The sequence below is a fragment of the Epilithonimonas zeae genome, from assembly GCF_900141765.1.
Taxonomy (GTDB): Bacteria; Bacteroidota; Bacteroidia; order Flavobacteriales; family Weeksellaceae; genus Epilithonimonas; species Epilithonimonas zeae.
This window is the reverse complement of sequence record NZ_FSRK01000002.1, coordinates 725651-738356: the sequence shown is the minus strand read 5'-3', so window position 1 is coordinate 738356 and position 12706 is coordinate 725651. Positions and strand designations below refer to the sequence as shown.

The window sequence follows — 12706 nt, the reverse complement described above, 5'->3', positions numbered from 1 at the left end:
TTAATATAAAAAAACATTTGTGATGAGAATAACAGATTCTAAAGACAGTACAATGAAAAAAAATTTAGGAGTAGTATTGATTTTTGTAACAATTGTTATTAAATCTCAAGTCGCTATTGGCAAAACCAACGTTACCAACACATCGGTTTCGTTGGAGTTCGCCAATACAGAAAACAAAGGAATGATCGTCCCTTATGTTGAAAGCACAGCCAGCAGTACTGAAAACGGAACTATTATTTATGATGTGACCGATCACAAGATGAAATACCTGAAACAAGGAAGTTGGTTTGATTTGAGTATTGATACTACCGGCCAGGCTAACATTGCTATACAGCAATCCAAAACCGAGCTTACCACAGCTAAAACTATGATTGGAACAAATACATCAGACCCAGCTAACGGGATTTTAGTACTTTCTGATACCAACAAAGCGATGATTTTACCAAAAGTAGCAAGCCCTCATCTTAACATCATTAGCCCTGCGCCAGGAATGATGGTTTATGACACCGTGAAAAAACAGCTTGTTGTTTACAACGGAACCGTTTGGTCTTTTTGGAAACCCTAAAATTAAAATCTTAAATGATGGACACACAAATACTTGATAAAATTTTAGAAGAAACCATGATTGGCAAATCTCGGCACGAGACTCAAAAATTTTTCGGGAGACCTGCAGATTATAAGACACGTAATGAGAGAACTTATATATTGAAAACTTATTGTTTGGGGATATTTTCAAAAAAAATACATCTCTATTTTCACAAAGGTAAATTAAGAGATTATTACATTGGGATTCTGTAATTATAAATCAGTTTATATTGATGAAACTAACTTCTATATGGAGTGTGAGAAATAAAAATTAAAGAAGATATACTCAATAACGGAGTAACTATTCAATTTTTCCATAATTAAAATTTATTTAGGAAGAGCAGGCCTAGGTCTGCTTTTTTTAATTATGTAACATTTGAGTTTATAAATCAGGAATTACAAGAGATAGAAGAGAAAGTAAGTAAGCTTGATGCTGGGTATAGATCCTGAAAAAATCATAATCCAGAATCTTGCTCCATTTCAATAATAATTCTGTTTCCAGAGTTTGAGAGATACATTTCTAAAACCTCATCCTCAGAACTGTTGAAAAAATTACAAATCCTTGTGATTTCCAGTTTTTTTCCGAAACCCGCTGGTGAATCAAAGCTCCTATATTGATGTTAATGAAATCACTCATATCTATTTAGATATTCTTTTAATCTTGAATCAATTTTATTTTGATTGATATTTCCAAAATAGGGAATCCGGAACTCTATTGTAAAGGGTTTGTTTCTCCCCAAATGGGTTCCCCACAACATCAGTTTTCCGCCGTTCACAACATATTTTTCAATGCAATTTTTAGGAATTTCTATATTCGCATTTCCTTGCAAGTGGATTTTATTTTTTAAAGGGTGATAGGCTTTCAGAATCAAAACTTCTCCAGAATCATCAAACTCTATATACCTTAGCCGAAAATAGAATACAATCTCAGCTAATATTATCGCCCCAATGATTACAGGAATCAAGATCGATTTTAAAAGCAAGATTGCCAAGAGAAAAAATCCAATATTCAATAACATCAAAAAAGCAAGTACTCGGATTATTAGATTTACATTTTTCAGATTATTAATTTTCATTGTGGTGAAGTTAACTTTAAAAATATTCTTATCTACTTTTAGCCTCAAAGCAGTTCATTCAAATCACATTTTAGAAAAAAAGCCGAACAGCACAATAGTTATGAAAGAAATTGTAGTCGTAATATAAAAAACTGCCCGGCTAAAAAATTAAATAGTAGTCTTGTCTTAGTTCACTTTTGGTCTCCAGAACGTCCATTTCTGTCCGTTGAAAACTATCAAGCGATGTTCATTTGCTGTAAGGCCTTTCAGGAATGCAAGCATACCGGGGGAAGGATTTTTGATAGCTTTATAATCATCTACAATTGGCAGCACCATTGCTTTGTCCGTAGACTCCAACACCAAAATGCCATCTGCTGCAGAAGTTGACGAACCAATGATTGCTTTTGCGTTTGTATTATCCGCCAATGGCGTTGCCTGTACTGGCTTTACAATAGTTTCTACCGATGTGGAATATCCGGATTGCACACTGAGGTCTCGCCAACCTGCATTCTGATTTTTGACTTTTATTTTGTACTCAGTGTTTGCAGAAACATCAAAAATAATGGTACCACCTGTGGCTTGTGTACTTCCTTCTGCAGGAACTGTTTCTACATATGGCAATACAATTCCTTTGTCTTTTGTATCTCCAAACTCCAGCAAAACTGAAGTGCTGCTAAGATTGGCTGCGTCAGACTTTCCTATTCTTACCTGAGAAAAGGCAGTGGCGGAAACACTTATTAATATGATTGAAATTATCTTGTTCATTTTGTTTTTATATTTTAAAGTTAATTATTACAACTGCCATCAGATTTTAATTATCTGAATCCGATGGCAAATTGTAAAAAATTGGCTATTGCCCGATTTAGTTACTTGGAGGTGGCGGACAGCCCTGTGTTGTAAAGCATTTCCATCCTTCTCCTACTCCTGATCCGGTGTAGATTTTCAGACAGCCTTTGCCTCCATCCTCATCTGTATCAAATACCATCATCCCTACAACAGGAATTGCAACAGTCGTTTCCGGGCTGGTAGTTCTGGTTACAACAAAACCTTTGGTTTTAGCCTCTAGTGCTGTGTATGCAGAATTTCTCAACATTGGCCAGTTGCCATTTTCTGCGCCTGCTCTTCCTAGTGCAGATATGCCGTGATTTACTGGAACTATTGCAGTAAGATCAGTAGGAGATTCATAGCAGAAACAGTCATTTACCAATGCATTCTGAGAGTTCCCAACAGACTGACCTGTTGTGTTGCTATATCCTGCAGCAAACGCTGCCTTAGGCAATCCATTATTACCAGTTCCGGTACTTATACAGCTTGAGCTTGCACATAAATTTTGATTCACAGTGGTACTACCACCATTCACTACACCGCCAGCCGTTACCAACCAGTACTCGATAACATTTGCACCGCCTTCCATAGCGTCGGAACATCCATCTGCGTCACTATCTAAATCTAGATAATCCGGAATGCCATCGCCATCGGTATCTTTACAAGAGTTCAAAACAATATCTGCAAACATAAAATCATCAGCTCCTCCAAGAGCATTTCCAACACCATTTACATTTTTAATTACCAAATCACCCGAATGGGAAATGTTCGACGGAAGTGTGATCGTCCAATTATCATAGTTACTATCCACTAATATTGTAGAGATATTCCCAGTAGCCCCATTACTGTATGTAAGCGTAGAGTTACTATTTACCCCATCAGCCGTAACCACTTTGACATACTCCACTCCTGCATAGCTAATGGTTAAGGTGGATGATCTCCCTTTCTGAGTACCAGATCCAGTTCCCCCAATACCATTTCTTGCAGCAAATCTTGTAATAAGAATTTGAGGTGGAGTACCAGAATAAGAATAATTAACATCGCTTAAAGAATGTGTTAAAGATTCTGTTTGATTATCTTTTTCTAACACAATCCCATTGCCAAAACCTCCTGCTACACTACCCCAATAAAGATTTACACCATTTGAACCATTATATATCCATTTATTTGAAGTTGCTGTTGCAACCTGAGCAGCATTTAAGTTACCGGAAGGCGTCGGGAGGCTTGAGAAGTCTCCTCTAATGATTCTGTTATTAGAACCACATTCATTCGTATCCAAGATCCCGTCATTGTCATCATCTACATCACAAGAGTTAGCTATTCCATCTCCGTCTGAATCAGGATTGGAAGCAGTAATCGCACAAGGATTGTTAAAACTATCTACATCTGTCGCCGAATTATTAGCATTATTAGGATCTGTAGAATTTACAGGTGGAGTTACTGTAACGGTATTAGTCAGATCGCCTGTAAATGCAACAGGAACATTGATAGTAACGGTGTAGGTGATTGTAGCACCTATAGGAAGTCCTACCACATCATTAAGAGCACCGGTTTGAGTTCCGGTAATGCTGGTGGTTGCTCCGCCTGTTAATACCGGTACGGAATAAGATACATTCGCAGCAGGGATACCTGCCGGTACAGGATCTGAAACCGTAGCACCAAGCACACCATACTGACCACTGTTGTTGCTTACAACAATAGTGTAGGTATTGGTTGTACCCGGTGTATAAACTGTTTTGCCGTCTGTTTTAGTAATACTTAGGTCTGCTGGGAAAGTAATTACCGCATCAGGGCAATTTGTCCCATCGTTTCCATTGGCACCAATCGAGTTGGAAATTTTTACAGCTGTACCTGTGGTTTTGTTGAACTGATAAAAGCCTGAACCATTATCTGCATTTCCGAAAATATCTCCAGAGGCATCGACATACAAAGCTCCTACGAGAGTACCACCCGGTAATCCGCTTGCTCCGATATTGGTAACCGTTCCGGTAACAGGGTCAATAGAAACCAATATATTAGCTCCCGATACTCCTTCGTAGCCGAACATCTTCCCTGTCGTTTTATCATAAACAATATCGTTCACATTTAACAATCTTGAAAGTGTAATCAATGTAGCGGTATTGGTTGTTACATTTATTCTATAAAACCTCGTTGACCCGGAATTAAGTACATAGTAATTTCCACTATTATCAAATGCACCAGAGTTATAACCACCTGTGGGTAAATTAGTCACAGCTCCCAAGCTGGTAAATACTCCATTGCCGTCTATCCTTACCATATAGTTCATAAAACCAGCATCGGTTCTTATCCCATAAATCAGATTATCTACTGTATTGTAACCAATAGCATTTACATGCATATTGGCAGGAGATGTACCTATAGAAGTTATCGTAAAAGGGTTGGTAGTATTGTCTAGTTCATACAAAGTAGTGGGTCCTGATACAGGATATTGCGTTAAATAGAACTTCGTATTACAAGCAATACCCGTACAATTATTTACCGTTACCGTCGTACCTGCCGATGCAGGACTGGTACAGCCTCCTAATTCTCTTGTAACTGTATAAGTCCCTGAACCAGTTGCTGTATATTGATAAGAAACCGCCCCAGAAATCAATGTTCCATTCAGGTACCATTGGTAAGCTCCAGTAGTATTATAAGTTGAGGTCAGGACAACGCTTCCGCCTGCGCAGAAAGTTGTAGGACCACCTGCCGAAACCGTCAATGCTGGTGGCGTAGGATTTACAGTCACCGTCGTACCTGCCGATGCAGGACTGGTACAGCCTCCTAATTCTCTTGTAACTGTGTAGGTGCCTGGTGCGGACGCTGTATATTGATACGAGGTAGCACCAGAAATCAATGTCCCATTTAGGTACCATTGGTAAGCTCCAGTAGTATTATACGTTGAGGTCAGCACAACACTTCCACCTGTACAGAATGTGGTAGGTCCGCCTACTGAAACCGCCAATGCTGGTGGCGTAGGATTTACAGTCACCGTCGTACCTGCCGATGCAGGACTGGTACATCCGCCCAATTCCCTTGTAACAGTATAGGTGCCTGATGCAGACGCTGTATATTGATACGAGGTAGCACCAGAAATCAATGTTCCATTCAGGTACCATTGGTAAGCTCCAGTAGTATTATAAGTTGAGGTCAGGACAACGCTTCCGCCTGCGCAGAAAGTTGTAGGACCACCTGCCGAAACCGTCAATGCTGGTGGCGTAGGATTTACAGTCACCGTCGTACCTGCCGATGCAGGACTGGTACAGCCTCCTAATTCTCTTGTAACTGTATAAGTCCCTGAACCAGTTGCTGTATATTGATAAGAAACCGCCCCAGGAATTACTGTGCCGTTAAGGTACCATTGATAAGCACCTGTAGTGTTATAGGTAGAGGTAAGAACCACGCTTCCGCCTGTACAGAATGTGGTAGGTCCGCCTGCTGAAACAGTTAAGGCTGGTGGTATTGGGTTAACCGTTACCGTTGTGCCCGCTGATGCAGGACTTGGACAGCCAATAGTAGTCACAATAACCGTATATGTTCCGGAAGCATTCGCAGAATAGGTCTGTCCTGTTGCTCCGGAAATGATAACGCCGTCTTTGTACCATTGGTTGCCAGAGGCAGAAGATGAAGTTAAAGTCACACTTCCGCCAGCACAGAATGTGGTTGGCCCTCCTGCTGAAACCGTTGGCGTAGGGGGAGTAACACAAACTCTTGTATTGGTATCTGTTGCTGAATTATTTGCACTATTAGTCTCAACAGAATTAATAGGCGCAGTAATCGTAACAGTATTTACTAAATCCGCTGTAAAAGTAGTTGGTATATTAACCGTAACAGTATAAGTCACCGTCCCACCAACTGGTAAAGAAACAAAATCATTAATTGCACCAGTCTGCGTCCCTACAACTTGGGTGCTGCTTCCCGCAGAAGCTACTGCTGTATAGGTTACATTTGCAGAAGGAATACCTGCCGGAACAGGGTCTGTCACATTTGCATTAACTACACCAAACGGTCCGGTATTTCCTGCAACAATAGTATAAGTTGTGGAACTTCCCGATGTGTAAGTTGTCTTGCTATCTGTTTTAGACACATATAAATTTACATTGAAGGTTATGGGCTGAGTAACACAATGAGCACCATCATTTTGGTCTGCTGCTGGTGATGCAGAAATTAATGTCCGTGCTCCAGTAACGGTATTAAATTGATAAAAACCACCACTGTTTATTGCTCCATAAATTTCTCCATTACTTGCTCCAAACATTGCCCCGAAAGCATCCGGCATACTGTAAGCAGCACCAATCGGTGTTGCATTTCCGGTGCTTGGATTTATTTTATACAATCTTCCGTCTGGTAGATTTACAGAATATAATTGTCCATCTGTGTTATTAAACGCCCAATCAGAAAGTTCTAAGGTTGCACTTAAAGTTAATGAAGTTACTGCATTTGTACTCAGGTTAATTTTATAGAACTTGTTATTAAGTCCAGTAGCTTTCACATAATAATTACCTGCCACATCTATTTCTCCAGTATTATAATCTAAAATAGGTAAACCTGGAATAGTCCCTAAGTTTATAAAGTTACCATTAGTGTCAATTCTTACGAGATTAGCATTAGAATAACGCATCCCATACATATTTCCATCAACAGGATTTATGCCAATTGCATTAATTATCAAACCTGCATGTTGTTTCATCAACGGATATGTAAAAGGATTCGTAGAGTTATTAATACGGTAAAAACCGACTTCAGTACTTGGACTGAATGTGCCCTGAGAAAGGTACATTGTATTGGTACATCCAACTGCTTGCGCATTAATATTGTTAGACAATAGTAAACAAAGCAATATCACAAAGAGAGATATCTTGCTTTTTGCTTGTTTAAAAAAATTTATTTTTATCATTTGTTTGTTTTTAGAATATTTTTTAATTCTTACCTCAAGGAGTCCTTCCCATGATCACTATTATACAATAGGCAGTTTGTAAAAAGCTTTGTGTGAGCTTATTCTAGGTGCAGTCCTGGAATTTCTCTCGCGCTTTCCGCAACTCTCTGATTAATTAATAGTTTATATGGATTTCAAAGAAATCCATTTTACTCTAATTCCAATAATTCCATTTTGCACCATCAAATACTGCAAGTGTTCTGCTTACGGTATCAAAACACATCATTCCTGGATATGGGCTTTTAACATTTTTATGCGGTTCTGATATTCTTGGTAAGATCATTGCCTTATCCGACGATTCCAGGATAAGAACCCCTTTTGCAGGACTGCTTGAAGCACCTATAACCACACCTCCACTTTTCTCATCAGAAGTGTTAATAACAAGATTACTACTGCTTCCGGCATCCGAAAGATCTTTCCATACGTTGTTCTCGTAGACCTGAACTTTTTGATTGCTTTTATTGAATAAAAATGTACCATTATTACTCGCAGGGTCAGAAGACAATGCGTTGGAAACATCATCCACTGCCGGAAGGATTATTCCTTTTATATTACCAGTTTGGCTATTAAAATCCAGAATTGTGGCTGTTCCTTCTACACTTTGTTTGCCTCCCATAGAGACTTGTCCGCTGGCAAAATCTGCCAGCAAAACAAGTATTAGACTATTGATTATTATTTTATAATTCATTGTTGATGTCGTTTTTAATTAGTGTCATTACATGTCCTACGGATACAATTCCATGTAATCCCATTGAATAATTTTACACATTTGTCCTGAATGTCATAGATCAGCATTCCCTCTTTAGGATCTTTGATAGAATCATTTGTGAGATCCGGTGTTGTACTCACGTGCGAAACTCTCGTAATCACAAATCCTTTTTCTTTTGATTCCAAAGCTATATGACCATTAGGAATAGACTCTGGCCAACCCGAAAGTTTTTCCTGAACTGTGATACCTATTTTTGTAGGTGTACCTCCTGTTGTGAAATCTCCTGGTTTGGTGCAATATGCAGAAACAAATAGAAGCCTGTCTTCTACCTCACCATCTGTCGCTATGCCGGACACACTCAATATTTCTGAACTTATAGTCCCTATACGGGTGCGCACCATTTTATACCCTGTCGTGATTCCGGATGGTATTACCCCTTCTCCGCTTGCAGCTCCAGAGGTTTTCCAAGTAAGAACTATATTTCCGCTTCCTGTAGATATGGTTGTATTGGCCCGTTCCGAAGCATCAAAAACGCCGTTGTTGTTCCAATCTATCCAGGCACTTACAGTACCGGAAGCAGCGTTGTTTACATATGGTAAAGTAATAGAATATGAAGTTTGACCTGCTGAAAAATCAGGTAGGCTATCGTTCTCATCATCATAATTTGGCATATTCAGGTCATCGGCATCAGCTGTTGTATTTCCTGTAACAGAACTTTCATAATCCTGTCTGTTTGGTCCTATATAAATTGCCGGACTACATAATGAAGGAGCATGCTGTGCTATCCCGTAACTTGATGGGGCATCTCCAAAATCGTAACCTGTACCCCAAACATCCGCAAACCCATATACATAATAATCAATATCACCTGTCCCCGTATCCGGATTGTTTACCCAGGCATCTGCATTATTCGGCATTACCAGACCCATTCTGATCTTAACATTTGTAAGCGTAGATCCATTGGCTAAAGCTCCTAAATCTATTACAGGCAGATTTTGAGGAAGAGAAACCGTAGAACCAGTAATAGAGTAACTAGTTCCTGTGCCTCCATCTGTAAAAGACGTCGCAACGTCAGAAACGGTATCACTTGTAGAAGCAAAATGATATCCTGTTACCGATGCAGAATTTTGGACGGGAAGCAACCTGATGTTCGGATTTGTTATTTGAGCACCGTTTACCGAAATACCCAATATCTTGAAATAAGCGGTCTGCCCATTACCCAAAGTCCCTTCCCAAGCTTGGTTGGCCTGGTTATATGCATATATTTTGAAGGTAGTTCCAGATACATTCTGCGTCCAGAAACCTAACTTGCTTATATCGATCAATACATTTGGTATTGTATTCCCTGTAGAATTGGTAAGATTTACTCCGCCAAAATCAAATTCATTGGTTCTGGATGCGGAAGCAGAGGCATTTTGTAAATATGTAATAGTAGGAGCGGCATTTGCACTTATATTAGATTTTGCTACTGGAACAGGCGTCGTATTTCCGCCATTTGTATTATCAAAACCACAGATAGGGAGACAAGCAGTAAGTTTTTCATTTTGTGAAGTACCAACACCCTGCCCCTGGTCATTTCCAATATCTGCAGCACCACCAGGGTTCACAATATTTGGAACTCCATTGGCATTGACACAAGTACCATTTGCACAAAGGTTTTGACTAGCAGCGGTAGAACCTATCCCAACAGTCAAGCCCCCTCCTGCTGTGACCAACTGTGAACTAGTTACATTCTCATCACCTTCGATAGCATCCAAACAGCCATCGTTATCTGAATCCAGATCCAGATAATCGGGAATCCCATCACCATCGGTATCCTTGCAAGAGTTTAAAACAATATCTGCCATTACAAAATCATCAGCACCTCCAAGAGCATTTCCAACACCATTTACATTTTTAATTACCAAATCACCCGAATGGGAAATGTTCGACGGAAGTGTGATCGTCCAATTATCATAGTTACTATCCACTAATATTGTAGAGATATTCCCAGTAGCCCCATTACTGTATGTAAGCGTAGAGTTACTATTTACCCCATCAGCCGTAACCAGTTTGACATACTCCACTCCTGCATAGCTAATGGTCAAGGTGGATGACCTTCCTTTCTGAGTACCAGACCCAGTTCCTCCAACACCATTTCTTGCCATAAACTTTGTAATAAGAAGCTGCGACTTGAAACCTGGCAAAACATAACCTACGCCAGTCAATGATTGGGTAAGGGTTTGTGTCTGGTTATCTTTGTCCAATGTGATACCATTACCAAAACCGGAAGTAACATTACCCCAATAAAGATTTACTCCATTTGTACCATTATATACCCATTTATTTGAAGTTGCCGCGGCTACTTGGGCTGCGTTTATGTTACCGGAAGGTGTCGGTAGGTTTGAAAAATCTCCTCTAACAATTCTATTAGCCGACCCACATTCGTCAGTATCCAAAATACCGTCATTATCATTGTCAAGATCACACACATCAGGTACGCCATCCCCGTCTGAGTCAAGATTAAAAACAGTTACATTAACTAAAGAAGAAGCTACACTATAACACTGTGAGACACTATCATAGTAAAATGCATAATACGATCCAGCACCAGCCTGAGTTATTTGTGTTCCCGATAATGCCGTTCCAGAATGGGTATTGTTTGTAAACCAAACCAAGGATAAGCCTGCGGGTACGGTCCCAGTAAAAGCACTTGCCAAATTGACTGTATTTGCCGGGCAGACAGCACTCAGATCCTGAACAGGAGGAGGCGTAACATTCGCTTTACATTTGACAATTAAACATTGCGGTACAATTCCGCTTGCATCCAGACTTACATCATCCCCTAACGAAATATTGGAAAAGCTATTTGTAAATGCGGATGGCAAACCAGTACAAGTCGCATTCAGTTGTCCGGGAACATTTGTAATATCTACCTTTATTGTTGCACTTTGCCCTGGGTTTAGCTGTAAATTAGAAATAGTAACAGTTCCCGATCCTGGCGCAGCAGCTATGCCTCCGCCTATACCGCCAGTGATAGAAGCATTTGGAACGGATGCTACTTTTATACCTGCAGGTAAATTATCAGTAAAAGAAATGGTCTGGAGTATGGCATCAGACAATGTGTTCGTTACTGTCCATGTATAGGTAGCTGTCCCGCCATCATAGATAGAAGTAGGCGATAATGTTTTTAATAGTTTTGGAGCAAGAGCCAAATCAACGGATATAAAGTAAGAACCGCTGGCCAAAACATCGCCGCCAGTGCTTTCTTGAATAAACGTTACATCTATAGGGTTAATTGAAGCTGTTAAAATACCTGAAGCATCAAATATGTCAGCATCAAAATCCCATGATTCGGCAGGTCCATAAATATGTCCTGCACTAATTGGGTTACGTGCAACATAATTACCGGAAATTGCGGGTCCTCCGTCGGCTGAAACATTATTTTCGGAGGTCCAGGCTATAGAGCTGTTTAGAGCATCCGTATCCAAGCCCGTCATAGGATCCTTTAGGGATGTCAAAATATCACCCTGCTTTCCAAATTTTACATAATCCTCATACCCTCTGTCTCCATAAGTGCCTGTAACCCCTACTACAGCTTTTACATTACCTGAAGAAGGTACTTTTATGCCGGAAATATTAGTTTCTACAGAAGAATCATAAAAATACTGCCAATTATCTGCAACTGTTATGCTTCTAAATTTTGAATTGGGATTAGAATATACCACAATCATTGACCATCCACCCATATTATAAGGCTGTGGATTGGGATCTGCCAAATAAAAGCGACCACCGACACCTCCTCCTGCAGTGCTTACGTATCCGTTAGCAGGAACCATAGATGTAATATCCCAAATCATCTGACCATAACCTCCGGAAATCGTGCTGTCAACCAGATCCGATAAAAGATTGTCCGCTAAACTGGTGGCCGATATCAAAGTAGTGTAGCTCGCAGCTCCAGGCACTTTAAGTTTTACAGCTGTAAAATTGGCATAATCATAATAACCGCTTTCGATTGATAGAAATACTTTCTCAATTTTTGATCCTACAGGCAAAATCAAGTCTGCAGAGCTGGACATATTTGTAGAGTTGTCGTCATCAACATCTGCTATTAACATAGCAGTATTATCAGCTGGTAAGCTATAATACCATGAATTCCCAATTATTGTTGCACCTCCCTGTAATGTTTCTTGATAACGAATTTGAGATGGGGAATTCTTTCGTATCGGATTACCAGTAATAGCATTGCCCGCTCCACTATTTGGCAGCCTCTTTTTTTGTAGCTGCATAGATGATCCTGGTCGGGATTGTGAAAATGATTGTTGATAAAAGCCTAAAATAAAAAGAAGACTCATCAGTATTTTAAATTTCATTCAAATTGTTTTTAGTAAATAAATGTGCTTTTATTAGGAACCATTCCTCACGAACGGATGGAAGATTTCCTATCGCCCGTTTGAGGCGGTTTCTCTAACCCTCAGGGATGTTCTTCTCCTCACGGGCGGATATTATCTGTGACTGTTATGCTACTGCAAGAAACCTATCAAAGATTTGCCATCTCTGGTTCATCTTTGGTCAAAAGGTTATCATACAGATAAGCTTTTATTTTATGAAGTGCTG

General features: G+C 39.8%; 6 protein-coding genes. 1 reads left to right on the top strand and 5 read right to left on the bottom strand.

What is annotated here, in order from left to right:
* Positions 1-52: 52 nt before the first annotated feature.
* Entirely contained in the window at positions 53-565 is a 513-nt protein-coding gene (locus BUR19_RS15155) for a hypothetical protein (RefSeq protein ID WP_074236515.1), read from the top strand.
* A 649-nt stretch (positions 566-1214) separates the two neighbouring features.
* On the opposite strand, the gene BUR19_RS15145 is transcribed toward BUR19_RS15155, so the two are convergent.
* From BUR19_RS15145 to BUR19_RS15125, 5 genes are all read right to left on the bottom strand, one after another.
* Positions 1215-1661 carry a hypothetical protein gene (locus BUR19_RS15145; protein ID WP_074236277.1) on the bottom strand — a complete coding sequence of 149 codons (447 nt, stop codon included), beginning with the start codon at positions 1659-1661 and terminating at the stop codon, positions 1215-1217.
* Between the two features lie 165 nt (positions 1662-1826).
* Positions 1827-2405 (bottom strand): hypothetical protein, encoded by a 579-nt coding sequence (locus BUR19_RS15140; RefSeq protein ID WP_074236276.1) that lies wholly within the window; start codon positions 2403-2405, stop codon positions 1827-1829.
* A 97-nt stretch (positions 2406-2502) separates the two neighbouring features.
* Positions 2503-7362 (bottom strand): beta strand repeat-containing protein, encoded by a 4860-nt coding sequence (locus BUR19_RS15135; protein WP_083600790.1) that lies wholly within the window; start codon positions 7360-7362, stop codon positions 2503-2505.
* Between the two features lie 193 nt (positions 7363-7555).
* Positions 7556-8089, bottom strand: coding sequence for a hypothetical protein (locus BUR19_RS15130; protein WP_074236274.1), 534 nt, complete (start codon positions 8087-8089; stop codon positions 7556-7558).
* A gap of 14 nt (positions 8090-8103) precedes the next feature.
* Entirely contained in the window at positions 8104-12462 is a 4359-nt protein-coding gene (locus BUR19_RS15125) for a thrombospondin type 3 repeat-containing protein (protein WP_083600789.1), read from the bottom strand.
* Positions 12463-12706: the final 244 nt, after the last annotated feature.

Coding starts and splice junctions, on each gene's coding strand:
- BUR19_RS15135 (WP_083600790.1), bottom strand. CDS start 7,362: ATGATAAAAATAAATTTTTTTAAACAAGCAAAAAGCAAGATATCTCTC.
- BUR19_RS15140 (WP_074236276.1), bottom strand. CDS start 2,405: ATGAACAAGATAATTTCAATCATATTAATAAGTGTTTCCGCCACTGCC.
- BUR19_RS15125 (WP_083600789.1), bottom strand. CDS start 12,462: ATGAAATTTAAAATACTGATGAGTCTTCTTTTTATTTTAGGCTTTTAT.
- BUR19_RS15130 (WP_074236274.1), bottom strand. CDS start 8,089: ATGAATTATAAAATAATAATCAATAGTCTAATACTTGTTTTGCTGGCA.
- BUR19_RS15155 (WP_074236515.1), top strand. CDS start 53: ATGAAAAAAAATTTAGGAGTAGTATTGATTTTTGTAACAATTGTTATT.
- BUR19_RS15145 (WP_074236277.1), bottom strand. CDS start 1,661: ATGAAAATTAATAATCTGAAAAATGTAAATCTAATAATCCGAGTACTT.